The sequence below is a fragment of the Streptomyces sp. NPDC048361 genome (assembly GCF_040651795.1).
GTDB lineage: Bacteria > Actinomycetota > Actinomycetes > Streptomycetales > Streptomycetaceae > Streptomyces.
Genome location: NZ_JBEZKW010000002.1, coordinates 218,314 through 245,115, shown reverse-complemented (window position 1 = coordinate 245,115; position 26,802 = coordinate 218,314). Strand labels below are relative to the sequence as shown.

Below are 26,802 nucleotides of genomic sequence, written 5' to 3'. Positions count from 1 at the left end.
CATCGGCGTGAGACAACGCGGGGCGCGTCAGCTGAGGCGGCACGGGGGCCCGTCAGCTGAGGCGGCACGGGGGCGCGTCAGCTTGAGGCGGCACCGGGGCCCGTCAGCTTGAGGCGGCGCGGGGTGACGCGGACTCGGTCCGTTCGTGGCCGATCCAGGCGTCCACGCGGGACCACTGGTCGGTCAGCCACGACTCGCGGGCCTCGCGTCCCCGCGGGATCGCTCGGCTGGGCACGCTCCACCAAGTGGCGCGTACGGACTCCCGCAGGGGGATCGAACTCCACAGGCGGGACGGCGAGTCGATGCGGTCGAGGCCGGTGTGCGCGACGAAGACGACGGCCGCTCCCGCGTCGCGCGCTCCGGTCAGCGCGGCGAGCGGCCCCGCCATTCGCGGCGGCAGTACGTGGTGCTGGCGCCGCGCCCGGGCTGCGCGACGCAGCTGGCCGGTGCGGACGAGCCAGCGGATGGACCGCCTGCGGCGCCGCTCGGTGAAGTTCCCGCCCTCGGGGAACACCACCAGCGCGTCGCCCGGGGCCAGCCGGGCCGCGAGGGCGCCGATGGCGTCCGACGTCCGCCCGTCGGTGTCGGCATGGCGCGGCACGAAACAGTGCGGCAGCGCGCTGAGCACCAGGTCCATGCACGGGTCCCAGCGCAGGAACTCCTTGAGGACGACCTGGGGACGGAGCCCCGCGCCGCACACAAGGCCGTGGACCAGCAGGATGGAATCACCGGGCCCAGCGTGGCGGGCGAAGACGACCATGCCGTCCGGCGGCCGGACGCCGGGCCCCGGGATCGGCGGGTCGACCTCCACGCTCAGCGCGAAGATCCGCCGTGAGCACCCCACAAGGCAGCCGAGGAGCCGCGCCAGCAGCCGGTAGTTGAGTGCCACCAGACGCTCCCTCCGCTCCGGGCCGCCGCCCAGGCAGCGCAGCCGGGCGACGAGCGCCGCACACACCCCGGCGAGGTCGGCGACGAGGTACACGAAGGCGTAGAGCGCCAGGCGTTGCGGTTGCAGGCCGCGTCCGTGCCGGCCGGCGAGCAGCGACAGCGGGGCGAGCGCCACCGTCACGAGCAGCAGCGCGAGGGCGAGCGGGATCAGGGCGAGGAGCGCGGGCACGGTCACGCACCGTCTGGCCACATCGCGTACGCCGGCCGCGCGGCTCACGGAGCGCCGTCGTCCGTACGGGGCGCCGACTCAGGGCCGTCGTCCGCACGGGGTACCGGCCTGGCGCCGTCGTCCGTACGGGGCGCCGGCCTGGCGCCGTCGTCCGCACGGGGTACCGGCCTGGCGCCGTCGTCCGTACGGGGCGCCGGCCTGGCGCCGTCGTCCGTACCGGGTACCGGCCTGGCGCCGTCGTCCATACGGGGCGCCGGCTTGCCCGCGGCCTCCAGATAGGCGGCCGTAGCCTCGTACGCGCGCTCCATCCGCTGCGCGGAGCGCCCGAAGTCGCGGTGGCGGAACTTGCGGCCCGCGATGTCCTCACCCCGGTCGGACGAGGCGCCCGTGGGCAGCAGGTGCACCTCCACACCGGAGGGCAGGTCCGTCATGTCGCGGGTGAAGCGGTGGCGCCGGGCGATCTCGAAGGCCACCGTGGCCACCTCCCACGGCGCCCGGGGTGCCGTCAACGGCCGCTCCACGCGCCCGACTTGCAGCACGTACACGGTGCGGGCCCCGGCGGCGACGGCGCGGCCCACGGGGATGCTGTTGATGAGGCCGCCGTCGAAGAAGTGCTCGCCATCGATCTCGACGGGCGGCAGCAGCCCCGGCACCGCGCAGGAGGCGAGGACCGCAGGGACCAGCGGCCCCCGCGTGAACCAGTGCTCGGCGGCGCTCTCGATGCCGGCCGCGACGCACTGGAACGGCACGGCGAGATCCTCGATGCGTTTCGCCGGCAGCCGGGTCTCCAGGAGCTCGCTCAGGGGCTCCGACGAATAGACGTGCGTCCGGTTGCGCGCGGCGAGCCGCAGGCGCCGCAGCACCGACCCGGAGAAGACACCCGAGCGCCCCAGGCTCCCCCACAGCTCACCGAGCCGCTCCACGGAGTCGGCGGTCGGCTCGGCCGCGAAGGCCGCGCCGTTGATCGCCCCCACGGACGTCCCCACCACGAGGTCCGGCTCGATGCCGGCCGCGACGAGCGCCCTGAGCATGCCCACCTCGTAGGCGCCGAGCGCTCCTCCGCCTCCGAGGACGAACGCACACCGATACCCCGGCCCCCGCTCCGGCCCCGCAATCACGTGCTCATCCATATCTGCCCCCTGCCCCGCCCGGCCATGACCATCCGCGATCCGGACGGGCCGTCGGGCGGGCCGGCGTCATGGTGTGGGGGGCTCGCCGCCCAGCTCCCGGTAGACGTTCTGGGTTTCCTCGGCGGTCAGGGCAGGTCCGGGCAGGGGGCGCTGGGCCGTGGCGCGGAACCCGTCCAGGAGCAGGGCCAGGGGGCGGCGCCACGAGCCAGGGCGGACCGCCTCGATCGCGGGCAGCGAGCTGCCGAGGGCGCTGAGCGCGAAGAGGAGGTCTTCCGGCACGACGTCCGTACGCAGCTCGCCGTCGGCCACGGCGCGGCGCATCAGCTCGCTCACGGTCGTGTGGTTGTGGACGTGGATCGCGTCCAGGGTCGGGGCGCCCTCGATGCCGGTGGTCATCAGGTCGCCGACGCCCCGGTCACGGGCGAGCAGCGCGCAGACGCTCTCCAGGTACGCGGTCAGCGACCCCCAGGCGTCGTCGGCGGCGCGGGCCCGTTCGCCGGCGGCCATCACGGCGGTCAGGTCGTCATGGAAGACGGCTTCGACCAGGTCGCCCCGAGTGGGGAAGCGCCGGTAGAGGGTGGCGTTGCCCACGCCCGCGCGCTTGGCGATCTCGTCGAGCGGAACGTTGATCCCCTGCTCGGCGAAGAGCTCCCGGGCCGCCACGACCAGGAGGTCCCGGTTGCGCTGGGCGTCACGCCGCAGGGGCGCGGACTTCTTCGTGCTCTCCGGCGGGGCCATGGCCCCCGACCCTATCCCAGCAGGCCAGGGCCCTCCCCCGGGCGGGCTCGGCTCGGGCCCTCCCCCTCCACCGGAGCCGGCCCGGCTCGGCCCGGCTCGGGCCCTCCCCCTCCACCGGAGCCGGCCCGGCTCGGCCCGGGGTGAGGTCGGGCCGGGCCGGCAGCCGCCCCGGCCCGACGGTCGCCCCGCCCGAGCCGGCGACCAGCCGTGTGCCCGGGCCGGCGGTCCCCCGTTCCGCCGGCCCGGAGTCTCGTCCCGGTTCAGTTCACGCTGTACGTCCAACTCGGCTGCCAGGCGCGGCCGATCAGGCGGCGCACGTCCGCGCCGGTCCGAAGGCGTACGCCGACCGCGCCGGACAGACCGTGGCGCAACCGGCTGCGGGCGAGGCTCACCACGGCGGCCAGGCCGTACTTGTCGATGAGCGCGACCCGATAGCGCACGCTCCCCTCGGCGTCCAGAAACGCGGGCCGCACCCGCAGCGCGCCGCCCCCCGCTCCGTCCGCGACCTGGACCAGTGTCCCCGCGCGCAGCCGGCCGGCCAGCCGCGACGCGGTCGGTACGAGGATGCCGAGGGCCGGGCCGTCCCGGATCACCCACACGGCGTCGGTCGTCGCGGCACCGCAGCGGTCGTACGTGGTCACCAACAGGCGCCTGGCGTCGGCCAGTTCACTGCCCTGACGCGTCCTCGTGCCCGGCATGCTCACCACCCCCGCCGTGCCCCGCAGGCACACCACCCCCGCCGTCGCCCGCAGGCACACCGGCCCCGCCGTGGCCCGCAGGCACACCACCCCCACCGTGGCCCGCGCGTACACCGCCACCGCCGGGGCCCGCGTGCGCGGCCGCGAGGCTCTCGCGCTCCCGCGGCGTCGCCTTGGCGACCTGCCCTCCCGCACCGAAGTAGGCGCGGGAGAGCCGGGCCCGCAGTGAGCCCGTTTCGGCCGCCGGCCGGGGCTGCTCGTGCGCGGTGAGCGTGTGCAGCCGCGCCGCCGGCAGGGGCTCGTGCAGCTCGACGTACTCCCCGTGCGGCAGCTTCTTGACGATGCCGGTCTCCCTGCCGTGCAGGACCAGGTCGCGGTCGCGCCGTTGCAGACCGAGGCACCAGCGGCGCGCTGTCTCGAAGACCAGTACCGGCACCACGAAGAAGCCGATCCGGACCGTCCACGTCATCGCGTTGAGGGAGAGGTGGAAGTGGGTCGCGAACAGGTCGTTGCCGCCGCCGACCAGGGTGACCAGGTACAGGCTGATCCAGGCCGCACCGAGCGCGGTACGCACGGGGGCGTTGCGCGGCCGGTCCAGGAGGTGGTGCTCACGGCCGTCCCGGGTGATCCACGCCTCCACGAAGGGATAGACCGCGATCAGGCCGAGGACGGCCGGGAAGAGGAGGAAGGGGATGAGCACGCCGGGGACGAGGGTGTGGCCCGCCACGTTGATCTCCCAGCCGGGCATCACCCGGATCAGCCCCTCCGCGAAGCCCATGTACCAGTCGGGCTGGGCGCCCGTGGAGACCTGGTCGGGGCGGTACGGGCCGAACGCCCAGATCGGGTTGATCGAGGCGATCGCCGCGACGGCCGCGATGACGCCGAACACGAGGAAGAAGAACCCGCCGGCCTTCGCCAGGTAGACCGGCATGAGCGGCATCCCCACGACGTTCCGGTTCGTGCGGCCGGGTCCGGCGAACTGGGTGTGCTTGTGGAAGAAGACCAGGATGAGGTGGGCCACGAGCAGCCCCAGCATGATGCCCGGGATGAGCAGCACGTGCAGGCTGTAGAAGCGCGGAATGATGTCCGAGCCGGGGAACTCGCCGCCGAACAGGAACATCTGGAGGTACGTGCCGACCACCGGCACGGACAGGATGACACCCTCGATGAAGCGGATCCCGGTGCCGGAGAGCAGGTCGTCGGGGAGTGAGTAGCCGAAGAAGCCGTCCAGCATGCCGAGGAACAACAGGCCGAACCCGAAGAGCCAGTTGACCTCGCGGGGCTTGCGGAAGGCGCCGGTGAAGAACACCCGCATCATGTGCACGAACATCGCGGCGATGAAGACGACCGCGGCCCAGTGGTGGATCTGCCGGATCAGCAGCCCGCCGCGCACCTCGAAGCTGATGTGCATCGTGGAGTCGAACGCCTCGGAGACCCGCTGTCCGTCGAGCGGGACGTACGGGCCGTCGTAGACGACCTCGGCCATGCCCGGCTTGAAGAACAGCGTCAGCCAGACGCCGGTCAGGATGATGACGACGAAGCTGTACAGGCAGATCTCGCCCAGCATGAACGACCAGTGGTCCGGAAAGATCTTGCGCATGGTGCTCTTGGCGAGCCGGTGCAGTCCCACCCGCCCGTCCGCCCAGTCGGCGATCCGCTCCCCACGTCCTGCCACCGCGAACTCCCTTGCTCCAGTACGCCTCTGCGGAAGCCGCGCACGCCGAACGGACAGGCGGGGGCCGCTCCACCGCCGTACCTCCACCATAACTGGGGATCCATCCCCACTTAAAGTGGCCCCTACCCCCCTGCCCCCGGAGGGGCCAGGAGGCGTGTGAGCTTGCGGGCGTGCGAGCGTGCGAGAACGGCGCCGGATAGGCTGCGCCGGTTGGTGCGCGGTCAGGACCGATGGCGGCTACGAGGGGTTGTGGAGCAGCTTGAAAGGCGATACGGCCACCATGGCCGCGAACCGCGAACCGCGAACCGCACGTAGGGGTTCGGGGGATTCGGGCGGGCCGGGGTGGTCATGCACGCTAGGCCGCCCCTTCGCGTTCCGGTCGGGCCGGACGCCCACCGCTGGCGCACCTTGCACGCCGAGAAGATCCTGGTCGTAGCCGCCCGTACGGTGACGTCGGCCGTACGCGTACTGGAGTGCCTCCCCTCCCTCGTGCGCGACGACAGCCGCATCGGCGTGGTCTTCGCGCACGATCCGACCTCCGCCTTCGGCGACGGGGTCCTCGACCTCCTGCACGACGCCGGGTGCCGTGTGATGCCGTGGGAGCAGCTGGGCCACATCGCACCCGACCTCATCGTGACCGCGAGCGAGAACATCGACGTTCCGGGCGCCGCGTGCCCGGTCCTGGTGCTGCCGCACGGCGTGGGGTTCCAGAAGCTGGTCCCCGACGCCCGCAGCGCCCGGCAACGGCTCTCGGGTCTCGTACCGGACGCCCTGCTGGAGGCCGGGCGGGCCTGGCTGGCCGTCTCGCACCCGGACCAGGAGGCGCAGCTCCTCGCCGCGCACCCCAAGACCGCCGGGCGCACCCTCCTCGTGGGCGACCCCTGCTTCGACGAGCTGCGCGCGGCGCGAACCCAACGCGTAACCCTGCGCGCCGAGTTGGGGGTCGACGACGGCAGGCGGCTGGCCGTGATCAGCTCCACCTGGGGGCCGACCTCCCTCCTCGGCCAGGACCCGGGTCTACCGGCACGGCTGCTCGCGTCACTGCCGTACGACGAGTACCGGGTCGCCCTCATCGCCCACCCCAACGTCTGGGCGGGGCACGGGGGTTGGCAGATCCGTACGCTCCTGGCGGCCGCCCTCGACGCGGGGCTGCTGCTCGTGCCGCCGGTCCACGCGTGGCGCCCCGCGCTCGCCGCCGCCGACGTGGTGATCGGCGACCACGGTTCGGTGACGCTGTACGGGGCCTGCCTGGACCTCCCCGTCCTGCTCGCCGCGTTCGGCTCCGACGCGGTGCCGGGCACGGCCGGCGCCGACCTGGCCCGGCACGCGCCGCGCCTCGACCCCGGCGCCGGCCTCGCCGAGCAGGTCGATGAGGCCGTACGCGCCCACGTGCCGGGGCGGTACGCCCCCGTCGCCGAGCGGGCCTTCGCCGGGCCTGGGCAGGCGCACGCCCGGCTGCGTACCGCGCTCTACCGCCTTCTGGATCTCCCGGAGCCGCCCACCGGCGCACCGGCGGCGCCGGTGCTCGCGCCGCCGGCCTCGTCCGACGCGGGCGCCGTGCCGTGCCGGTCCTGGCGGGTCTCCACCGCCGTGACGCTGGACGGGCCGGGGCGGACCGTCGTCGCGGTGCTGCGTCACCCGGCGCCGGTGGCCCCGGCCCACGAGGAGAGCGCGGATACGTTCTCGCACCTCGCCTGCGCGGAGGACGAGCCGGACCGCCGGCTGACCGAGAGCGCGTCGGTAGTGCTGCGGCGGGACGCGGCGCCGACCGCGGTCGGCGCGCTGCGCTGGATCCGCGACACCCTGACGGGTTTTCCGGGCTCTCTGCTGGCCGCGGCCGGCGTGGCGTCGGGCGGTGTCCTGGTCGGCCTGCGGGACGGCCGGGTCGTGGAGGCCACCGCGACCGGCCCGCGCGGGGATCCGGGGCCGGCGGCGGCCGTCGTGTACGCGTGTCTGCGGGCGGGCCGGCCGCTTGAGGACGCGCTGGTGACCCTTCGACTGGGCGCGGGCCGGACGGAGGATGTCGCCCTGCGCCTGCGGCCCGGGCAGCGGGCCGGCTGAGCAATCCGGTCAGCCGGTGTCGCCCAACTCCCGCAGCCGCGCCCGGATCTCGCCGACGCGGGGGCTGCCCCCGGACTCGTGGATGTGCAGCGCCCGTTCGAGGTCGGTGCGCAAACCGGCCCTCAGATCGGCACGCAGGTCGGCGCCGTCGCCGCCCACGCGCTGGGCGATGTCGGCAAGTTCCAGAAGTGCCTGCGCCTCGTAGTGGGTCGCGCCCTGCTCGCGCAGTGCCCGGGCCGCGTCGCGCAGTGCGCGGACCGCTTCCCCGTGGTGGCCGAGGTGGTCGTGGGCCCGGCCGATCGCGGCCGTCGCCCGGGCGGCCATCCGCACATCGGGGTCCGCGCACGCCAGGAACGCCTCGTGGGCGCCGCGCAGCGTGTCGAGCGCCGCGGCGGGGTCGCCGGCCGCGTCCTGCGCGCAGCCGAGGAAGAAGGACGCGATGGCCGCACCCCGCGGCTGCCCCGCCCCGACGTTGAGGCGCAGCGACTCCTCGTACACACCGATGGCCCGGGAGGGGTCGATCTGATCCCAATGCCGTCCGGTGAACTCCACTACGGATGCGAGGAGTTGAGGGTGATCTGCGACTTCCGCGCAGGCGCGCGCCGCGTCCAGTTCCGCGCGGGCCCGCTGATACTCGCCGAGGTCCATCAGCGGGCGCGACAGGAGGCTGCGCAGCCGGCCCTCGGCCGCGGGTTCCAGGACCGCCGCCGCGAAGGCAGCGCCGAGTTCCAGGGACTCCTTCCAGTCCACGACGTACCGGCGGTGCAGGAACAGCACCGTGAAGGCCTCCGCCAGCTGCCAGCCCCGGTCGTAGAGGCGGTGATCGGCGGCGGCGCGCAATACCGCCAGGATGTTGGCGCGCTCGGCCTCCAGCCAGTCGAGCGGGGCCGGCGCGCCGTCGGCGGCGAACGGATCCGGGCTGTCGGCGAGGAGCCCGGCCGCGTCGGCGATGCGCAGCCGGTCGAGGCGTACGGCCCGGTCGGCGAACATGGCCAGGACGCAGTAGTGCGTCAACACCCGTTTGATGACGGCCAGTTCGGTATCGTCGGAGCTCCCGGCGTCGGAGCCCTCCGTGTCGGCGCGCTCGCGGGCGTGCAGTCGTACGAGGTCGTGGAAGTGGAAGCGGTCGCGGTCACCGTCCCCCTCCTCCAGGAGGCTCGCCTCGACCAGGGTGTCGAGCAGCGACGCGGCCGTCGCGGGGTCGATGCCGAGCGCGGCGGCGGCCGTGCCCGCCTCGAAGGTACGGCCGGGGAGCCGGCTCAGGATCCGGTAGCAGCGCGCCGCGTCGGGCGGCAGCCGAAGGTAGGACGCGTCGAACACTGCGGACACCGGGTGCTCCCCCCTCAGGGACAACGCGGGCAGTCGGCGGCTCTCGTCGGCCAGTTCGTCGGCGAGGGCGGCCGGGGTGAGGCGGCGCTGGGTCAGGAGCCTGGCCGCGACGACGTGCAGCGCGACGGGAAGACCCCCGCACAGGGCGACGAGCCGTTCGGCGGCCGCCGGGTCGGCGTCGACGGCCTCACGACCGCAACGATCGGCGAGCAGCTCCAGGGCGCTGTGCGGACCGAGTGGCGCCAGGGGCATGAACCGCGCCCCGTCGAGGGCGAGTTCGTTGAGTGACGCGCCGCTCGTGACGAGGACGGCGCTGCCGGGGCCGTTCGGTACCAGGGCCCGCACCTGGGCCGGGGCGTCGACGTTGTCGAGCACGAAGAGCAGCCGCCGCCCGCCGGTGCGCTCCCGCAGCAGCGTGGTCTGCTCGGCCAGGGTGCGCGGCTGGTAGTCGTCGCCGACCCCCAGCGAACGCAGGCAGCTGCCGATCGCGGCGGACACGTCACCGCCGCCTGCTCTGCCGCGCAGCTCCGCGAAATCGACGTAGATCTGCCCGTCGGGGAAGTACGCGCGGGAGCGGTGCGCGCACTGGCGTACGGTCGCCTTCTTGCCGACGCCGGGCGGCCCGGCGACGACGAGGACGCCGACGTGGGCGGCCTCGCGGGCGCCGGTGGCGAGCACGCCGTCCAGGGCCGTGAGGGTGTCGGTGCGGTTGATGAAGCGGGTGCGGAGCACGGGGACCTCGTCGGGCCGCCCGGAGGACGGCTGGGGCCCACCGGCCGGCTGCGGCTCGCCGTGGGAGGCGATGCCGCTGTGCTGCCAGGGCAGCTCCCGCCCGGCTCCCCCGGCTCCCGGAACCGCGCCGGCCACCCCTGCAAGCTCGGCGAGCAGGACCCGCAGCTCCTGCGCGGCGCCCGGGTCCTCCTCCAGCACGCGGCGCAGTCTCAGCCGCAGACCCTCCTCCGGATCCGCCTCACCTCCGGCCGTTCCAGCGTCCGCCAACTGCCCCGGTTCAGCGGCCTGTTGGAGCCCGCCGTCACCGCCCCCTTCGCCCCGCCGGGAGAAGAACCGCGCGACCCGGGTCCGCGCCTGCGTCCAGGACTCGGAGACCATGAGCCCCATCAGGGTGGTCGCCGCAGATCCCGCAAGCGCCGCCAACTCGGCTTCCACGGAGCCCCCTTTGTGTCGTGCACGCGAACGGAGTACGCAATACCGAGGTCGACGGTAGAGAGACCACCGTAGAGAGATCACCCCGGCTTGGGTAGGGCGAGCTGTTCCGCACCCGGCGAAGGAGGCCCGAGCGCGCACGCCCTGGCACATGCGCCGGCCATCCTGTGACTGTGACGCGCCCTCTCGCCCCGGCTCCACCTGGCGGGGACTGCTCCGTACGAGGGAAGAGCCGTGTCCGGACAGCGGTGCGTCGTCTCCGGACAGCGGCGACCCGGCGGCGCCCGGCCCCGTAATACCGGGCCCCCGGCCCCCGCGGGAAGCCGGGCGTCCGGTCCTCGGGGGCGGGTTTGTAAGCTCGACACGGCGCACCCACCCCATTGCCGTTCCACGCCCGCGCGGCTCCGCGAGAGGAAACACCATGACCACCGAGCTGAGCTCCGACGCCCTGGCCGGGCTGCTCGACCAGGCCCGGAAGGACTACGAGGCCCTGGCCGCCCGTGGTCTCAAGCTCGACCTCACCCGGGGCAAGCCCGCGCCCGAGCAGCTCGATCTCTGCGAGGACCTGCTCAGCCTGCCCGGCGGCCGCTTCACCTCGGCCGACGGCACCGACGTCCGTAATTACGGCGGCCTCCAGGGCCTCATGGAGCTCCGGGAGATCTTCGCCGAGGTCCTCCAGGTGCCGGCCGGGCAGCTGCTCGCCGCGGGCAACTCCAGCCTTGAGCTGATGCACGACTGCCTGGTGCACGCGATGCTGAGCGTCGTGCCCGGCGCCGAGTCCCACTGGGTCGACCAGGAGCGCCTTGCGTTCCTGTGCCCGGTGCCCGGCTACGACCGGCACTTCGCGCTGTGCGAGCGGTTCGGCATCGAGATGATCCCGGTCCCGATGACCGACGCGGGCCCGGACATGGACGTCGTGGAGCGTCTGGTCGCCGAGGACGCGGGCATCAAGGGCATCTGGTGCGTGCCGAAGTACAGCAACCCGAGCGGCGTCAGCTACAGCGACGAGACGGTGGCGCGGCTCGCCCGCATGGAGACCGCGGCGCCCGACTTCCGGATCTTCTGGGACAACGCCTACGCGGCCCACCACCTCACCGACGAGCCCACCGAGATCGCCGACCTGCTCGGTGCGTGTGCCGAGGCCGGCCACGCCGACCGTGCGTTCGTCTTCGGCTCCACCTCGAAGATCACGGCCGCGGGCGCCGGCGTCGCCTTCTTCGGCGCCTCGCCCGCCAACGTGCAGTGGCTGCTCGCCAACAACTCCAAGCGCTCGATCGGCCCCGACAAGGTCAACCAGTTGCGCCATGTGATCTTCCTGCGGGACGCGGACGGCGTACGGGCCCACATGGAGCGCCAGCGCGGGCTGCTCCAGCCGAAGTTCGAGACGGTGCAGCGGATCCTGGAGAGCGAGCTCGGCGGCACCGGCCTCGCGAGCTGGACGCTCCCCAAGGGCGGCTACTTCGTCACCCTCGACGTGCCCGAGGGCTGTGCGAAGGAGGTCGTGGCGCGGGCCGGCGCGGCGGGTGTCGTGTTGACCCCGGCCGGCGCGACGCACCCGTACGGCGACGACCCGCGCGACGCCACCATCCGTATCGCGCCCAGCTACCCGGGCCTCGCGGAGCTGGAGCAGGCGATCCTCGGCCTGACGGCGTGTGTGCGGCTCGTCGGATACGAGAAGCTCCTCGCGGCCTGACCGGGCGCGGCCTCACCGGGCGCGGCCTGACCGGGCGCGGCCTCACCGGGCGCGGCCTGACCGGGCGCGGCCTCACCGGGCCGCGGCCGCCCCGGCCCCGCACCGGGCCGCGCCCACCCCGGCCCCGCATCCCCGGCCGCACGCACCCCGCCCGCGAGGACCGCGCGTCTACGACACGATGTCCTTGCGGGCGAAGCCGCGGAAGGCCAGCGCGAACAGGACGAGGGCGTACGCGACGGAGACCGCCGAGCCCTTCAGCATGCCGCCCCACTCCAGATGCGGCTGGAGCGCGTCGGCCCAGGCGAACTGCCAGTGCGCGGGCAGGAAGTCGCGCCAGTCGCCGAGCGCCGTCACCGCGTCGAGGACGTTGCCGACGATGGTCAGGCCGACCGCCCCGCCGACCGCGCCGAGCGGCGCGTCGGTGCGGGTGGAGAGCCAGAACGCCAGCGCCGCGGTGACCAGTTGGGAGACGAAGACGAAGGCGACCGCCGCGGCGAGGCGGGGTACGGCCTGGCCCGCGCCGAGCGCGCCGCCGGTCGGGATCTCCAGCGGGCCCCAGCCGTAGAACGCGGTGCCCGCCGCGAGCGCCACCAGCGGCAGCAGCACGATCGCCGCCGCACTGAACCCGAGCGCCACCGCCAGCTTCGACCACAGCAGTCTGGCCCGGGGCACGGGCGCCGCGAGCAGATAGCGCAGCGACGACCAGCTCGCCTCCGCCGCCACGGTGTCCCCGCAGAACAGCGCGACCGGGACCACGAGCAGGAAGCCCGCCGAGACGAACAGGCAGGTCGCTGCGAAGTTGGCGCCGGACGCGGTCGCCGTGTCCATCAGGGTGATCCGCCCACCCCGGCTGCTCGGGGTGCCGCCGATGGCGAACGCCACGATCAGCACGAAGGGCAGCGCGCCGAGCACCGCCGCCATCACCAGGGTGCGCCGGCGCTTGAGCTGCCGCAGCGCCTCGACGCGCAGCGGCAGGGTGCGCCCCGGCCGGTATCCGGGTGCGGTCTCGCCCGCCGGGGACGCGCCCGCCGGGGACTCCATCAGGGTGCTCACGCGGTCCCTCCGATCAGGGTGAGGAAGGCGTCCTCAAGGCGGCGGTGCGGTCCTACGCCGGTCAACTGGACGCCCAGGCGCAGCAGTTCGGCGATGAGCTCGGTGGTGGTCGCCCCTTCCAGGCGGACCAGGAGACCGTCGTCGGTGCGGAGCGCCGAGCCGATGCCGGGCAGGGCGGCCACCTTGTCGACGACGGCCGCGGGGACCGCTTCGACGGTGGTGACGAGCAGGGTGTCGCCCGCGCCGGTGATCTCGGCGACCGGGCCCGCCTGGACGAGCCGGCCGCGGTCCATGACCACCAGATGCGTACAGGACTGCTCGACCTCGGACAGGAGGTGGCTGGAGACGATCACGGTGCGGCCGCCCTCGGCGTAGCGGATCATCACGTCCCGCATCTCGCGGATCTGTGGTGGGTCGAGTCCGTTGGTCGGCTCGTCGAGGATCAAAAGGTCCGGCATGCCGAGCATGGCCTGGGCGATGGCGAGGCGCTGGCGCATGCCCTGCGAGTACGTCCGTACGGCGCGCTGGAGGGCGTCGCCGAGGCCCGCGATCCTGAGGGCCTCCTCGATGCGGGAGTCCGCGGCGGGGCGGCCGGTCGCCGCCCAGTACAGCTCCAGGTTCTCGCGGCCCGACAGATGCGGCAGGAAGCCGGCGCCCTCGACGAACGCGCCGACCCGGGACAGGACGGGCGAGCCCGGCCGGATGGCGTGGCCGAAAACGCGGATCTCACCGCCGTCGGGCCGGATGAGGCCCATGAGCATGCGCAGGGTGGTGGTCTTGCCGGCGCCGTTGGGCCCGAGCAGCCCGAGGACCTGGCCCTTCTCGACGCGGAAGGAGAGGTCCCGTACGGCGTACCGGTCACTGGACTTGGCGTACTTCTTCGTCAAATCGGTGATCTGGAGCGGCACTTGAGCCAGGTCCGGATCGGGGGCCGGGGTGTGGGTGCGTCGGGTGACGAGGAGCGCCGCGCCGATGAGGGCGCCGGCGAGCGGCAGCCCCCACACCCACCAGGCAAGGCCCGCCGACGCGGTGCGCAGCGCGGGCACGGTCGGCACGCTCAGGGCGCCGCCATCGAGGGAGACGGTGTACGCGGCGGGCGCGGCCGGGGAGGCGAAGCCGAGGTCGGTGGCGGCCACGACGAGGCGGAGCCGGTGGCCGGCCTCGACGTTGTGGTCGACGGCGGGCAGCGTCAGCTCGACGCTCCTGCCGTCCTTGGCGCCGTCGACCCGCACGGGCGCGACGAGTTGGGAGGGCAGCACCTGTTGCTTGCCGTCGGGGCCGACGTCGTACACCTTCCCGAACAGGACGGCGGTGCCGGTGCTCGATGTGACCTTCAGCTTGATGGTGGACGATCCGGTGACGTGGACGCCGGTGGTCAAGGGCGCCGAGTCGAACGTCGCGTACTGGCCGGGGAAGTCGAGGGAGAGGCCGACGCCGAGCGAGGAGAGGCCCGCGACACCCGAGCCGAGGCCGGGCACCGCCGAGATCGCGGGCGGCGCGCCGCCGGGCGGGTTGTCGAAGCTCTGCTCGCGGCCGGTCAGGGCGACCGTCTGCCGGTCACTCTCCAGGCCCGGGTAGCTGCCGGTGGAGGCGCCTCTCAACTGGGCCGATCCGTCAGTGGAGTTGACGCCACCGGTGCGTGTGACGCGGAAGGCAGGGCCGGTGGAGGCGCTCTTGTCGTCCTTCAGATAGCGGTCGAACCACTGGGTGACGCGCGCCTGGGTTCGGCCGCTCTCGCGGTCGCCTCCGTCGTGGCCGCCGGCGATCCAGTCGACGGAGACCGGGGCGCCGTTGGCGGCGATACGCCGCGCCATGGCGTCGGCCTGGCCGAGCGGGAAGAGCGAGTCGGTCTGGCCCTGCATGATCAGGGCGGGCACCTTGATGCGGTCGCCCACGGCGGAGGGGCTCTTGGACTCCAGGAGCTTCTCGGCCTCGGCATCGGGCTGCCCGGCGGTCGCGACCCGGTTGTACATCGCGCAGAGCTCCGGCTGGAACTTCTGGCAGCCGCCCGCCGTGGAGACGAAGATCCCGGCCCAGAGCTTCTTGTAGACGCCGTCGGGGAAGAAGACGTCCGACAGGTTCCAGTACGTCATCTCCGGGGCGATCGCGTCGACCCGCTGGTCGTAGCCGGCGGCGAGCAACGAGATCGCCCCGCCGTACGAGACACCCGTGACGCCGACACGCGGGTCGCCCGCCTTGTCGAGCCGTACCTCGGGCCGCTCGGCGAGCCAGTCGATGAGCCGCGAGACGTCCTTGACCTCGAACGCGGGGTCGTTGAGCCCGATGCGGCCGGTGGACTCGCCGAAGCCGCGCGCGGACCACGTCATCACCGCGTACCCGTCGCGCGCGAGCTGTTCGGCCTGGCCCTTCACCTCGTTCTTGCTGCCGCCGAAACCGTGCCCGATCAGCACGGCGGGGCGTTTGTCCTTGGCGCTGCCCGCGGTGAAGAACGACGTGTCGATCTTCGCCCCCGGCATGTCGAGCACCCGGTCCTCACGGTGCACGGCGGGCGCCCCCGAAGCGCCGGCGGCGCTCCAGACGCCGGCGCCGGCCAGCGCGGCGAGGGCGGCCGCCCCCGCGGCCACCCGCCACCGGCGTCTGCGCATGCTGATCTCCATCCCCCAACCGTATGCGCCCGCACCGACAACCGAAGCTGCCGCTGGGTGGAGGTGGCTGCTGTACCCGGGGAGTACGGCCGCCCGCTCCCGTACCGCGTCGGGAGTACGGGAGCGGGCGTACGGCCGTAGACGGAGCGGCCCGGGTCAGAACGAGGTGGCGGTCAGCCAGGTGTCCAGGACGCCCGCGTCGCCGAGGATCTCGACGGCCGGGGTGTCGGTGGGCAGCCGGCGGTAGAAGACGCGCAGGACGTCGGCGAGGGGGCCGTGCACCGCGACCGTCGCCTTGTCGTGGGTCTTCGCCTCGGCCCGGTGCCAGGTGAACGCCTGGTCGCCGAGCTCGATGAACCACTGGGCGCCGGCGTCCTTGGCGTGCAGGTGCAGGGAGTGGCCGGGCTCGCCGAGCTTGGCGTCGTTGGTCCGGAACGCCCGGGTGAAGGTGAGGACGTCGAGCCATTCGTCGATGGCGTCGGCTCCGACCTCCGCGGGCACGGTGAAGGCGGTACCGAGGGCGGTTGCCGCGTCAGCCCGGTGCACCAGGGTCTCGTGGGTCATCCGGCGCGCCCAGAACGCGCTGGTCGCCGGGCCCGTCCAGCTCCACACCGGCACGTCGGGCCCGGCGTCGCGCAGTACGGCTGCGCAGTTCTCGGCGCCCTCGGCCATCCAGGCGTCGAGGGCCGCCGGGTCGTCGCTGTCGGGCCCGCCCGCGCCGGGCACCGCGTCGGGCCGGAACGGCTCGGTGGCCTGCGTGCGGACGATCTCGGTGGACCACCGATGGGCCCCGCCCACGTGCACGGCGAGGTCGCGCAGGGTCCACTCGGGGCAGGTCGGTACGGCCGCCGTCAGGTCGGCGCCGGCGAGGTGGGACCTCAACTCAGCGCTCTGGCGCAGGATTTGGTCGCAGTACGTCGCGTGCTCAAGGGTCATGCCGACACCCTAGGCAATGCCTCAGGCCCGTGCGCCTTCGGGGAGGCCGACTTGGGTGCCGGGCCCGCCGACTTCGCCCTCGGCGGGACCGACTTCGCCCCTGGCCGGGCCGGACTCACCCTCGGGGAGAGCGACTTCGCCCTCGGCGGGACCGAATTCGCCCTCAGCGGGAGCGACGTCGTCCTCGGGGAGACCGACTTCGTCCTCGGGGATGCTGACCAGCCAGCGGGTGGCGCGGCGGGGCCGCAGGTACAGCGCCCAGTACAGCGTGGCGACCGCGACGATGGCGCCGGTCCACACCAGGTACTGGGTCTCCTGCTGGGTGAGGATGTAGGCGAGTACGGCGATGAGCAGCACCGGCACCGCGGGCCACAGCGGCATCCGCCAGGCGGTGGCGTGCTTGTGGGCGCCGCGCCGGCACAGCAGGGCGGCGACGGCGACCAGCAGGTACATGGCGGTGACGGAGACGCCGGTGACGCCGTACAGGGTGTCGAGGTTGACGAAGCACAGGGCCGCGCCGGGGACGCCGACGACGAGGGTGGCCACCCACGGGGAGCCGAACCGGCCGAGCCGGGACAGGCCGCGGTTGACCCGCTCGGGCCAGGCCTTGTCGCGGGCGGAGGCGAACAGGACGCGGGAGTTCTGGATGACCATGACGATGCCCGCGTTGATGATGGCGAGGGCGACGCAGAGGCTGACGAAGGTGCCGACCGCCGAGTTCGACCAGGCGTTGACCATGTCGCTCAGGTTGCCGCTGGTGAGGGCGGCGAGGTCGGGGGCGCCGAGCGTGATGGCGACAACGGGCACCAGGATCACGGCGGTTGAGATGGCGAGGGTGGCGAGCACGGTGCGGGCGACGTTGCGCCGGGGGTGCTCCAACTCCTCGGAGAGGTAGACGGCGGTCGAGAAGCCCTGGGTGATGAAGAGGGCGATGGCGAGCCCGGAGACCACCATCATCGCGGTGACCGTGGAGGTGGTGTGGCCGTCACCGGCGACCGTGCCGTGCACCAGGGCGGAGGCGCCGCGCCGGCTGTGGGCGAAGCCGAGTACGGCGACGACGCCGGCCGCGATGACTTCGAGGACCAGGAAGATGCCGGTGATCCAGGCGTTGGCGCGCAGGTCGAGCAGGCCGGCGAGGGTGGCGAGCAGCATGACCGCGCCGCCGGCGAGCGGCGCCGGTATGTGCACGATCGGCGCGAGGTAGTCGGCGGTGCCCATCGCGATGACGGGCGGCACGATCATCACGACGAGCAGCGAGAGTACGAACACGAGCCAGCCCGCGAGGCGTCCCGCCATCGTGGAGACCATGGCGTACTCGCCGCCCGCGCTGGGGATGAGGGTGCCCAGCTCCGAGTAGCAGAACGCCACGGCGATACAGAGCAGCGAGCCGATGGCGATGGTGAGGGCGGTGTACGTACCGAGCGTGGCGAAGAGGTCGGGAACGACGACGAACAGCGTGGAGGCGGGAGTCACGCAGGAGAGCGTGAGCAGGGTGCCGCCCACGACGCCGATGGACCGCTTGAGCTTTTGCGGGGTGGGTCCGGTCGCGGGGGCGAGCGCTTGGGGCGCGCTGAGCGTTTCCGTCATCGTGCGGTTCCGATCGACTGGTGCGGTGTCCGGTCCGCGGGAGCGGTATCGCCTCCAGAGGCGGGTGGTGAAGTGGTTCGGGCTCCCGGGGTGCCGTTATGCAATCCTTCGCAGATCCGCAGGTCAATAGGGGGTTACCTGCGGAATCCGAAGATCCGGCCGCGGTGGACGCCGGTTTTCGGCGTTAAGGACGCGTCAAGGCACGAGGATCGACCGGTACGGGAACCGTAGCTTCCGCATCGAGATTCGTCGATAACTTTCCGCAGTACGGACACCCGGCCCCCCTCCGCCTCCCTGCCACCCGCTCGCCGGCCGGCTTGCCCGTCCGCCCAGCCGGTCAGCGAGGCGGCCGGGGCGGGTACGGGTGTGGCGGGGTCACACGAGTGCGCCGGAACGCGAAGACGACGGCGTACTCGGGGCTCAGGAAGCCGGCAGAGCGCTCAGCACGCGCAGCAGCGGTCCGGGTCATGCCACTCCGGCCGTACCGAAATCTGTACAGAAATCGGTACGGCCGGAGTCGGCGCCGCGGAGCGCGTCAGTGGTTGCGGGGGAAGCCCAGGTCCACGCCCGAGGGGCCGTCCGCCGGGTCGGGCCAGCGGGTGGTGACGACCTTGCCGCGGGTGTAGAAGTGCGTGCCGTCGTTGCCGTAGATGTGGTGGTCGCCGAAGAGCGAGTCCTTCCAGCCGCCGAAGGAGTGGTAGCCCACCGGCACCGGGATCGGCACGTTGACGCCGACCATGCCGGCCTCGACCTCCAGCTGGAAGCGGCGGGCCGCGCCGCCGTCGCGGGTGAAGATCGCGGTGCCGTTGCCGAAGGGCGACGCGTTGATCAGCGCGAGGCCCTCCTCGTACGTCTCGGCGCGCAGCACGCACAGGACCGGGCCGAAGATCTCGTCGCGGTACGCGTCGGACGTCGTCGGCACGTGGTCGAGGAGGGACAGGCCGATCCAGTGGCCGTCCTCGAAGCCGTCGACGGTGTAGCCGGTACCGTCGAGGACGACCTCGCAGCCCTGCGCCGCCGCGCCCTTCACGTACGACGCCACCTTGTCGCGGTGGGCCGCGGTGATCAGCGGGCCCATCTCGGACGTCGGGTCGTTGCCGGGGCCGATCTTGATCTTCTCGGCGCGCTCGCGGATCTTCTCGACCAGCTCGTCGCCGATCGCGCCCACCGCGACGACCGCGGAGATCGCCATGCAGCGCTCGCCCGCGGAGCCGTACGCGGCCGAGACGGCGGCGTCGGCGGCGGCGTCCAGGTCGGCGTCCGGCAGCACCAGCATGTGGTTCTTCGCGCCGCCGAGCGCCTGGACCCGCTTGCCGTTGGCGGAGGCCGTGGTGTGGATGTGGCGGGCGATCGGGGTCGAGCCGACGAAGGAGATCGCGGCCACGTCGGGGTGGGCGAGCAGCGCGTCGACGGCGACCTTGTCACCGTGCAGGACGGTGAAGACGCCGGCCGGGAGCCCCGCCTCCGCGAGCAGCTCGGCGATCTTCATCGACGCCGACGGGTCCTTCTCGGACGGCTTCAGGATGAAGGTGTTGCCGCACGCGATGGCGAGCGGGAACATCCACATCGGCACCATCGCCGGGAAGTTGAACGGGGTGATGCCCGCGACGACGCCCAGCGGCTGGCGGATGGAGGCCACGTCCACGCGGCTGGAGACCTGCGTGGACAGCTCGCCCTTGAGCTGGGTGGTGATGCCGCACGCCAGGTCGACGATCTCCAGGCCGCGGGCGACCTCGCCCAGGGCGTCCGAGTGCACCTTGCCGTGCTCGGCGGTGATCAGCTCGGCGATGGCGTCCCGGTTCGCGTCGAGCAGCGCCCGGAACTTGAACAGGACGGTGGTGCGCTGCGCGAGCGAGGACGTGCCCCAGGTCGTGTAAGCGGCGCGCGCGATGGCGACCGCCTGGTCGACCTCCTCGGCGGCGGCGAAGGCGACCCGCGTGGTGACCTCGCCGGTCGCGGGGTCGGTCACCGAGCCGAACCTGCCCGACGTGCCCGCGGTCCCTTCGAAGGTCTTGCCACCGATCCAGTGGTGGACGGTCTTCGTCATGTCCAGGTGCTCCTTCACAGATGGCGGCGTCGGGCGGTGACGTGCCGTTCGTAATTCCCGCGGGCCGTGACCGCCGACGGACGCGTCGCGGTCTCGGCCACAGGCACATCCCACCACGCCGGGGACGGGGGCGGGCCCGACACTGTGTCGGGCGTTTCGGTCTCCACGTAGACACATGTGGGAACGTCCGCCGAGCGCGCCCATGCGAGGGCTTCTCGCAGGTCACGCACGGTTTCGGCGCGCCGCACCCGCATCCCGAGCGAGGCCGCGTTGGCCGCGAGGTCGACCGGCAGCACGTCGCCTCCGTACGCCCCGCCGGGTGTTCTGAACCGGTACGCCGTGCCGAACCCCTCACCCCCCACCGCGTCCGAGAGCCCGCCGATCGAGGCGTACCCATGGTTCTGCAGGATCACCACCTTGATGGGGATGTTCTCCTGCACGGCGGTGACGATTTCGGTCGGATTCATCAGATACGTACCGTCGCCGACCAGCGCCCAGACCGGCCGGCCGGGCGCCGCGAGGGCCACGCCGATCGCCGCCGGGATCTCGTAGCCCATGCAGGAGTAGCCGTATTCGACGTGGTACTGGTCGCGCGAGCGGGTCCGCCACAGCTGGTGGAGGTCGCCTGGGAGCGAGCCGGCTGCGTTGACCAGGATGTCGTCCCCGGTGACCAACGTGTCGAGTACGCCGAGCACTTGGGCCTGCGTGGGGCGCGCCGCGTCGGACGCCGGGGTGTACACGGCGGTGACCCGGCGCTCCCACTCCCCCTTCAGACGTGCGCACTCGGCTTCGTACGGTGCCGGTACGCGATGCCCCTTCAGCGCCTCGCTCAGCGCGGCGAGCCCCCCGCGTGCGTCGCCGACGAGTTGTCTGCCGCCCATCTTGTGCGCGTCGGCGGGCCGGATGTTGAGGTTGACGAAACGGACGTCCGGGGCGGCGAAGAGCGTGGCGGACGCGGTGGTGAAGTCGGTCCAGCGGGTGCCGACGCCGAGCACCACATCGGCGGTGCGGGCCAGCTCGTCGGCGGCGGCCGTACCGGTGTGGCCGATGCCCCCGACGTCCTGGGGGTGGTCGTGGTCGAGGGCGCCCTTGCCGGCCTGGGTGCTCGCGACCGGAATGCCGGTGGAGCGCGCGAACGCGTCGAGCTCGCCCTGGGCCCGGGCGTGCCGCACCCCGCCGCCCACGACGATGAGCGGCCGCCGCGCCGACATCAACTCAACCGCAGCAAAAGCGAGTTCATCGGAGTCGACCGCCGGAGTCCGCACCGGCCACACCCGCTCGCGGAAGAACTCCTCGGGCCAGTCGTACGCCTCGGCCTGGACGTCCTGCGGCAGCGCGAGGGTGACCGCGCCGGTGTTCGCGGGGTCGGCGAGGACGCTCATCGCGTTCAGGGCGGCCGTGATCAGCGCCTCGGGGCGGGTGATGCGGTCGAAGTAGCGCGAGACGGGCCGCAGACAGTCGTTGACCGACACATCGCCCGCGTACGGGACTTCGAGCTGTTGCAGGACGGGGTCGGCGGGGCGGGTGGCGAAGGTGTCGCCGGGCAGCAGGAGCACCGGCAGGTGGTTGACGGTGGCCAGGGCGGCGCCGGTGACGAGGTTGGTGGCGCCGGGCCCGATCGACGTGGTCACCGCCTGCGCGGAGAGCCGGCCCGACTGGCGGGCGTAACCGACGGCCGCGTGCACCATGGCCTGCTCGTTGCGGCCCTGATGGAAGGGCATGGCCGCGGACCCGGATTCGAGCAGCGCCTGCCCGACACCGGCGACGTTGCCGTGCCCGAAGATCCCCCAAGTCGCCGCGATCAGACGGTGGTTGGCGCCCTCGCACATCGTGTACTGGCGGGCCAGGAAGGCGATCAGCGCCTGGGCGGTGGTGAGGCGCCGTGTCGGTCCGGTCACCGGTATCCCTCCGTCATTGGTATCCCTCCATGTGATCGGGGTGGAAGGAGATCTTCCACTCCCGTTCCTGCCCCGGGCCCGCCATCACGTTCAGGTAGTACATGGCGTTGCCGGGCTGGGCGATCGACGGCCCGTGCCAGCCGTCCGGCACGAGGACCGCGTCACCGGAGCGCACCTCGGCCAGCAGGTCGGCGCCGCCGGGGCGGGAGGGCGCGATCCGCTGGTAGCCGTAGCCGTCGGGCCGCTCGAACGCGAAGTAGTAGATCTCCTCCAGCTCGCTCTCGTGGCCCGGCCGGTGCTCGTCGTGCTTGTGCGGCGGATACGAGGACCAGTGGCCGCCCGGCGTGATCACCTCGACGGCGATCAACCGATCGCAGGCGAAGGCGTCGGCGGCGGCGAAGTTGCGCACGGTACGGGCGGTGTTCCCCGAGCCGCGCGCTTCGACGGGCACCTCCGGCGCGGGGGCGTGGCGAGCGGGGAGTCGTCGCTCGCAGCGCGCTCCTGTCAGCGCGAACCGGCCTCCCGCACCGGAGGAGATCTCGGCGTGCGCGTCACGCGGCACATAGGCGAAGTCGGTGGGGCCGTCGAACACGCCTTTGCGTCCGGCCACTTCGAGGTCGAGCCCGTCGACGCGCACCGTGCAGCCGCCGTCGAGCGGCACCACGAGCCACTCGCTGTCCCCGGCGTCGAGGCGGTGCGAGCCGCCGGGCGCCAGGTCGAGCACGCGCAGCGAGGAGTAGCCCCAGCCGGCCCGCGCCGGGTCGATGTCGAGGGCGTACGCGCCGTGGGCCGTGGCGCCCGCCCGTACCAACAGTTCCTGGTGATCCATGCCCGATCCCTACCCTTCAGCGGCGGTCGTGGCTACAGCAGTGCGACGGCGGTGTCGACGGCCGCCCCGACATCGCCGTCGGCCGGGTAGAGCAGCGAGCGTCCGGCGACGAGCCCCTGCACGGTGGGCAGCTGGAGCGCGCCGCGCCACTTCTCGAAGGCGGCGTCCTGGTCGTCCCCCATGTCGCCGCCGAGCAGCACCGCGGGCAGTGTGCTGGTGGCCATGACCTGGGCCATGTCGTCGGGGTTCTCGGTGACGGGCACCTTCAGCCAGGTGTACGCGGATGTGCCGGCCAGCCCGGAGGCGATGGCGATGGAGCGGGTGACCGCGCCGGCGGAGAGGTCGCTGCGGAGCCTGCCGTGACTGCGGCGGCAGATGAACGGCTCGATGAATACGGGGAGTTGACGCTCGGCCATGTCGTCGACGGCACGTGCCGCCGCGTGCAGCGTGTCGAGGGAGCCCGGGTCCTGGTAGTCGATCCTGAGGAGCAGTTTGCCCGCGTTGAAGCCGAGCCGGGCCAGGTCCTGGGCGCGGTGGCCGGTGAAGCGGTCGTCCATCTCGAAGGCGGCTCCGGCGAGGCCGCCGCGGTTCATGGAGCCGATGACGACCTTGTCGTCGAGGGCGCCGAGCAGCAGCAGGTCCTCCAGGACGTCGGCGCCGGCGAGCACTCCGTCGACGCCGGGCCGCGACAGGGCGAGGCGCAGCCGGTCGAGCAGGTCGCCCCGGTCGGCCATGGCGAGCGCGTCGCCGCCGACGCCGAGCGCGCCGCGCGCCGGATGGTCGGCGGCGATCACCATGAGCCGTCCGCCGTCGCCGCGCAGGAGCGGTCTGCGCCTGCGGCGGGCGGCGGCCTCGGTGACCGCTTCGGGGTGGCGGGCCCGGATGCGCGCGAGCCCGGCCGGACCGAGGTCGGCGCTCACGCCCGGCCGCCTTCCAGGACGTGTTCGACCTCGGCGGGGAAGGGCATGGCGGCGGAACAGGCGAGCCGGGACGCCACGATGGCCCCGGCGGCGTTGGCGTACCGCATGATCCGTTCGAGCTCCCATCCCGCGAGCAGCCCGTGGCAGAGCGCCCCGCCGAACGCGTCGCCCGCGCCCAGCCCGTTGACCACGTCGACCGGCACCGGTGCCACCTCGGCGACCGTGCCGTCCCGGTGCACGGCGAGCACGCCCTTGGGCCCTTGCTTGACGACGGCGAGCTCGACCCCGGCCCCGAGCAGCGCCTCGGCCGCGGCCCGCGGCTGCCGCTCGCCGGTGGCCACCTCGCACTCCTCGATGTTGCCGACGGCGACGGTGGCGTGGGCGAGGGCATCGCGGTAGCAGGGCCGCGCTTCGTCGGGATCCGCCCAGAACATGGGCCGCCAGTCGAGGTCGAAGACGGTGATCCTGCGGGGCGGCGGGGGTGCATTTGAGGAGTGTTCACTTGAGGACAGCCCCTCCAGGGCCTTGGGAAGGAGCGGCGTGGGGAGCGAATCCCCACGGCCGGAATCCCCACGGACGGAATCCCCACGAGCGGAATCCCCCCAGGCGGAGTCCGCCCGCACCCGCAACCCCGCCAGCGTCGCCCCGCGACTCGGCTCCGCGCACAGTCCCGTCCCGGTCACCCAGAAGATCCGCGCCGCCCGGATCGCGTCGAGGTCCAACTCCCCTGCGCGCAGCTCCAGATCGGGCGCCTTGGGCAGCCGGTAGAAGTACAGCGGGAAGTCGTCCGGCGGGAACACCTCGCAGAAGGTGACCGGCGTGGGCAGGCCGTCCACCGGCGTGACCCAGCGCGCGTCCACCCCGAACTCGCCCAGCTCCGTACGGAGGTACTCGCCGAACGGATCGCGCCCGGTGCGCGTGACGACCGCGACGCGCCGGCCGAGCCGGGCCGCGGCGACCGCCACGTTGGACGGCGACCCGCCGAGGAACTTCCCGAACGAACTGACCTCCGCGAGCGACACGCCGGTCTGGAGCGGGTAGAGGTCGACGCCGATCCGCCCCATGGTGATCACGTCGTACGGGGGCTCGGATCCGGCCACCGCCCGCCCGGTGCCGTACGAAGCCTCGTCCATGCACATCCCCTCGGATCGCCCGGTCGCCGATGCCCCAGGTCTAGCCGTCCGCTGCCACCCCTGTCAATCTTTGTCCTTACATTCGGACGTGACCTTGACACCTCTCCCGCGCCTTCGGAAGGCTGACCCCATGACGACGGCGAAGACCCGTATCCGGATCGGTTCGGCCCCCGACTCCTGGGGCGTGTGGTTTCCCGACGACCCCCGCCAAGTCCCCTGGCAGCGCTTCCTCGACGAGGTCGCGGGCGCGGGCTACCGGTGGATCGAACTCGGACCGTACGGGTATCTCCCCACGGATCCGGCGCGCCTCGCCGAGGAGACCGGCGCCCGCGATCTGCGGGTGTCGGCGGGGACGGTCTTCACGGGGCTGCACCACGGCCCGGCGGTGTGGGAGAAGACCTGGGCGCATGTCGCGGAAGTGGCCGCGCTGACCCAGGTGTCCGGCGCCCGGCACCTCGTCGTCATCCCGTCGTTCTGGCGCGACGACAAGAACGGCGCGGTCCTGGAGGAGAGCACCCTGACGGCCGCGCAGTGGCGCGATCTCGCCGGCCAGACCGAGCGCCTGGCCCGTGAGGTGCGGGACCGCTACGGCCTGCGCGTCGTGGTGCACCCGCACGCGGACACCCACATCGACAGCGAGGAGAACGTGGCCCGCTTCCTGCACGCCACCGACTCCGACCTGGTCTCGCTCTGCCTGGACACCGGGCACTACGCGTACTGCGGCGGCGACAGCCTCAAGCTGATCGAGACGTACGGGGAGCGGATCGGCTACCTCCACCTCAAGCAGGTGGACCCGGAGGTGCTGGCCCAGGTCCGCGCCGAGGGAACGCCGTTCGGGCCCGCGGTCGCCCGGGGCGTGATGTGCGAGCCGCCGCACGGCGTGCCCGCGCTCGAACCGGTCCTCGCCGCGGCCCAGGCCCTGAACGTCGACCTCTTCGCCATCGTTGAGCAGGACATGTATCCGTGCGACCCGGACAAGCCGCGCCCGATCGCCGAGCGCACCCGCGCCTTCCTGCGTTCCTGCGGGGCCTGACATGACGCTGGGCATCGCCGTCATCGGCACCGGGCGCATGGGCGCCGACCATGTGCGCCGCATCGACTCGGTGACCGGCGGAGCCCGCGTCGCCGCCGTCGCCGACCTGGACGTGGAGCGCGCGGGCGCCGTGGCCGCGGGCATCGAGGGGTGCTCCGTGCACGCCGACCCGGCCGCGGCGATGAGCGCGCCCGGTGTGGACGCCGTCCTCATCGCCTCATCGGGCCCGGCCCACGAGGCGGCCCTGCTCGACGCCTTCGCGCGCGGTCTGCCGGTCCTGTGCGAGAAGCCGCTCACCCCGGACCCGGCCGGCACCCTGCGGGTCATGGAGGCCGAACAGCGCCTCGGGCGCCGCCTCGCCACTGTCGGCTTCATGCGCCGGTACGACCGCGAGTACCAGGAGCTTCAACATGTCCTCGAACGAGCCGAGTTGGGCCGTCCGCTGATGCTGCACTGCCGCCACCGCAATGTGGCGTCGCCGTCCTTCTTCACCACCGGGATGCTGATCCGCGACTCGGTGGTGCACGAGGCGGACGCCACCCGCTGGCTGCTCGGCCAGGAGATCACCGCCGTACGGGTACTGCGCCCGCGCCCCTCCTCGTACGCACCCGAGGGGCTCGGCGACCCCCAGCTCGTCCTGTTCGAGACGGACGGCGGCGCGGTGGTCGACGTCGAGATCTTCGTCAACTGCGGCTTCGGTTACGAGGTGCGCTGCGAGGCGGTCTGCGAGCGGGGCACGGCCTCGATCGGCGAGGGCGGCGGCCTGGTGGCGCGGACCGAGGGGCACGCGGCCGGCGCGATCCCGCAGGACTTCACGGTCCGGTTCGCCGACGCGTACGACCGCGAGGTGCAGGCGTGGGTGGACGCGACCCGGCGGGGCCGCGCCGAGGGGCCGAGCGTCTGGGACGGGTACGCGGCGGCGGTGGTCTGCGAGGCGGGGGTGCGGGCACAGCGGTCGGGCGAGCGGATCCGCGTGGAGCAGACCGAGCGGCCGGCCCTGTACAAGTAGCGATCCGAACCCGGCCGACCCGGACCGCACCCGGTGCCCCTCACCAAGCCCACGCGCGCGATCCGAGCCTGGCCGACCCGGGCCGCGCCCGGCGCCTCTCACCAAGCCCACGCGCGCGGTTGGCCTCCCTGCGCCGCTCTACCGCT

18 protein-coding genes and 1 pseudogene are annotated in these 26,802 nt (G+C 73.2%); 4 read left to right on the top strand and 15 right to left on the bottom strand.

What is annotated here, in order from left to right:
• Positions 1–103 precede the first annotated feature (103 nt).
• The 5 genes and pseudogenes from AB0D31_RS02300 to AB0D31_RS02280 all read right to left on the bottom strand — a co-directional run.
• Positions 104–1,165: a 1-acyl-sn-glycerol-3-phosphate acyltransferase gene (locus AB0D31_RS02300; protein ID WP_362715771.1), complete on the bottom strand. Its 1,062-nt coding sequence runs from the start codon at positions 1,163–1,165 to the stop codon at positions 104–106.
• Positions 1,162–2,247 (bottom strand): patatin-like phospholipase family protein, encoded by a 1,086-nt coding sequence (locus AB0D31_RS02295; protein WP_362715768.1) that lies wholly within the window; start codon positions 2,245–2,247, stop codon positions 1,162–1,164. Before AB0D31_RS02295 ends, AB0D31_RS02300 begins: the two co-directional genes overlap by 4 nt.
• A 66-nt stretch (positions 2,248–2,313) precedes the next feature.
• Positions 2,314–2,985, bottom strand: coding sequence for a helix-turn-helix domain-containing protein (locus AB0D31_RS02290; protein WP_362715766.1), 672 nt, complete (start codon positions 2,983–2,985; stop codon positions 2,314–2,316).
• A gap of 260 nt (positions 2,986–3,245) precedes the next feature.
• Positions 3,246–3,683: a PPOX class F420-dependent oxidoreductase gene (locus tag AB0D31_RS02285; RefSeq protein WP_362715763.1), complete on the bottom strand. Its 438-nt coding sequence runs from the start codon at positions 3,681–3,683 to the stop codon at positions 3,246–3,248.
• A 241-nt stretch (positions 3,684–3,924) separates the two neighbouring features.
• Positions 3,925–5,448, bottom strand: a pseudogene (locus tag AB0D31_RS02280) (ubiquinol-cytochrome c reductase cytochrome b subunit); the annotation flags it as partial.
• Between the two features lie 258 nt (positions 5,449–5,706).
• On the opposite strand from AB0D31_RS02280, the gene AB0D31_RS02275 reads away from it, so the two are divergent.
• Entirely contained in the window at positions 5,707–7,419 is a 1,713-nt protein-coding gene (locus AB0D31_RS02275; protein ID WP_362715761.1) for a hypothetical protein, read from the top strand.
• Positions 7,420–7,428: 9 nt separating this feature from the next.
• Here AB0D31_RS02275 and AB0D31_RS02270 read toward each other — a convergent pair whose 3' ends face one another.
• The gene (locus AB0D31_RS02270) at positions 7,429–9,915 is read right to left on the bottom strand and encodes an NB-ARC domain-containing protein (RefSeq protein WP_362715757.1); all 2,487 of its coding nucleotides are present in this window, start codon (positions 9,913–9,915) and stop codon (positions 7,429–7,431) included.
• Positions 9,916–10,333: 418 nt separating this feature from the next.
• Between AB0D31_RS02270 and AB0D31_RS02265 the strand changes: the two genes are divergently transcribed.
• Positions 10,334–11,605, top strand: a complete 1,272-nt coding sequence (locus AB0D31_RS02265; RefSeq protein WP_362715754.1) for an aminotransferase class I/II-fold pyridoxal phosphate-dependent enzyme — start codon at positions 10,334–10,336, stop codon at positions 11,603–11,605.
• 168 nt (positions 11,606–11,773) lie between these two features.
• On the opposite strand, the gene AB0D31_RS02260 is transcribed toward AB0D31_RS02265, so the two are convergent.
• The 9 genes from AB0D31_RS02260 to AB0D31_RS02220 form a co-directional block, all read right to left on the bottom strand.
• A complete protein-coding gene (locus tag AB0D31_RS02260; RefSeq protein WP_362715832.1) occupies positions 11,774–12,646 on the bottom strand; it encodes an ABC transporter permease in 873 nt (290 codons plus the stop codon).
• An 8-nt stretch (positions 12,647–12,654) separates the two neighbouring features.
• Positions 12,655–15,264 (bottom strand): alpha/beta fold hydrolase, encoded by a 2,610-nt coding sequence (locus AB0D31_RS02255; RefSeq protein WP_362715829.1) that lies wholly within the window; start codon positions 15,262–15,264, stop codon positions 12,655–12,657.
• Positions 15,265–15,420: 156 nt separating this feature from the next.
• Complete coding sequence (locus AB0D31_RS02250; RefSeq protein ID WP_362715751.1) at positions 15,421–16,200, bottom strand: maleylpyruvate isomerase family mycothiol-dependent enzyme; 780 nt, start codon at positions 16,198–16,200, stop codon at positions 15,421–15,423.
• Positions 16,201–16,221: 21 nt separating this feature from the next.
• Positions 16,222–17,787 carry an APC family permease gene (locus AB0D31_RS02245; protein ID WP_362715748.1) on the bottom strand — a complete coding sequence of 522 codons (1,566 nt, stop codon included), beginning with the start codon at positions 17,785–17,787 and terminating at the stop codon, positions 16,222–16,224.
• A 535-nt stretch (positions 17,788–18,322) separates the two neighbouring features.
• Positions 18,323–19,834: a CoA-acylating methylmalonate-semialdehyde dehydrogenase gene (locus AB0D31_RS02240; RefSeq protein ID WP_362715746.1), complete on the bottom strand. Its 1,512-nt coding sequence runs from the start codon at positions 19,832–19,834 to the stop codon at positions 18,323–18,325.
• 14 nt (positions 19,835–19,848) lie between these two features.
• Complete coding sequence (iolD, locus tag AB0D31_RS02235) at positions 19,849–21,732, bottom strand: 3D-(3,5/4)-trihydroxycyclohexane-1,2-dione acylhydrolase (decyclizing) (protein ID WP_362715743.1); 1,884 nt, start codon at positions 21,730–21,732, stop codon at positions 19,849–19,851.
• 13 nt (positions 21,733–21,745) lie between these two features.
• Entirely contained in the window at positions 21,746–22,561 is an 816-nt protein-coding gene (gene iolB, locus AB0D31_RS02230) for a 5-deoxy-glucuronate isomerase (protein ID WP_362715740.1), read from the bottom strand.
• A 32-nt stretch (positions 22,562–22,593) separates the two neighbouring features.
• Positions 22,594–23,481 carry a deoxyribose-phosphate aldolase gene (locus AB0D31_RS02225; RefSeq protein WP_362715737.1) on the bottom strand — a complete coding sequence of 296 codons (888 nt, stop codon included), beginning with the start codon at positions 23,479–23,481 and terminating at the stop codon, positions 22,594–22,596.
• Positions 23,478–24,614: a 5-dehydro-2-deoxygluconokinase gene (locus tag AB0D31_RS02220; protein WP_362715734.1), complete on the bottom strand. Its 1,137-nt coding sequence runs from the start codon at positions 24,612–24,614 to the stop codon at positions 23,478–23,480. The genes AB0D31_RS02225 and AB0D31_RS02220 overlap by 4 nt, the downstream gene beginning before the upstream one ends.
• A gap of 130 nt (positions 24,615–24,744) precedes the next feature.
• Between AB0D31_RS02220 and AB0D31_RS02215 the strand changes: the two genes are divergently transcribed.
• Together AB0D31_RS02215 and AB0D31_RS02210 are read left to right on the top strand one after the other, a co-directional pair.
• A complete protein-coding gene (locus AB0D31_RS02215) occupies positions 24,745–25,647 on the top strand; it encodes a sugar phosphate isomerase/epimerase (protein ID WP_362715732.1) in 903 nt (300 codons plus the stop codon).
• A gap of 1 nt (position 25,648) precedes the next feature.
• Positions 25,649–26,656: a Gfo/Idh/MocA family oxidoreductase gene (locus AB0D31_RS02210; RefSeq protein WP_362715729.1), complete on the top strand. Its 1,008-nt coding sequence runs from the start codon at positions 25,649–25,651 to the stop codon at positions 26,654–26,656.
• The last annotated feature ends 146 nt before the right edge of the window (positions 26,657–26,802 follow it).

What these genes read in the sequence shown, in the direction of transcription:
- AB0D31_RS02295 (WP_362715768.1), bottom strand. Translation starts at nt 2,247, where the DNA reads ATGGATGAGCACGTGATTGCGGGGCCGGAGCGGGGGCCGGGGTATCGG.
- AB0D31_RS02290 (WP_362715766.1), bottom strand. Translation starts at nt 2,985, where the DNA reads ATGGCCCCGCCGGAGAGCACGAAGAAGTCCGCGCCCCTGCGGCGTGAC.
- AB0D31_RS02285 (WP_362715763.1), bottom strand. Translation starts at nt 3,683, where the DNA reads ATGCCGGGCACGAGGACGCGTCAGGGCAGTGAACTGGCCGACGCCAGG.
- AB0D31_RS02275 (WP_362715761.1), top strand. Translation starts at nt 5,707, where the DNA reads ATGCACGCTAGGCCGCCCCTTCGCGTTCCGGTCGGGCCGGACGCCCAC.
- AB0D31_RS02265 (WP_362715754.1), top strand. Translation starts at nt 10,334, where the DNA reads ATGACCACCGAGCTGAGCTCCGACGCCCTGGCCGGGCTGCTCGACCAG.
- AB0D31_RS02260 (WP_362715832.1), bottom strand. Translation starts at nt 12,646, where the DNA reads ATGGAGTCCCCGGCGGGCGCGTCCCCGGCGGGCGAGACCGCACCCGGA.
- AB0D31_RS02255 (WP_362715829.1), bottom strand. Translation starts at nt 15,264, where the DNA reads ATGCGCAGACGCCGGTGGCGGGTGGCCGCGGGGGCGGCCGCCCTCGCC.
- AB0D31_RS02250 (WP_362715751.1), bottom strand. Translation starts at nt 16,200, where the DNA reads ATGACCCTTGAGCACGCGACGTACTGCGACCAAATCCTGCGCCAGAGC.
- AB0D31_RS02245 (WP_362715748.1), bottom strand. Translation starts at nt 17,787, where the DNA reads ATGACGGAAACGCTCAGCGCGCCCCAAGCGCTCGCCCCCGCGACCGGA.
- AB0D31_RS02240 (WP_362715746.1), bottom strand. Translation starts at nt 19,834, where the DNA reads ATGACGAAGACCGTCCACCACTGGATCGGTGGCAAGACCTTCGAAGGG.
- iolB (WP_362715740.1), bottom strand. Translation starts at nt 22,561, where the DNA reads ATGGATCACCAGGAACTGTTGGTACGGGCGGGCGCCACGGCCCACGGC.
- AB0D31_RS02220 (WP_362715734.1), bottom strand. Translation starts at nt 24,614, where the DNA reads ATGGACGAGGCTTCGTACGGCACCGGGCGGGCGGTGGCCGGATCCGAG.
- AB0D31_RS02215 (WP_362715732.1), top strand. Translation starts at nt 24,745, where the DNA reads ATGACGACGGCGAAGACCCGTATCCGGATCGGTTCGGCCCCCGACTCC.
- AB0D31_RS02210 (WP_362715729.1), top strand. Translation starts at nt 25,649, where the DNA reads ATGACGCTGGGCATCGCCGTCATCGGCACCGGGCGCATGGGCGCCGAC.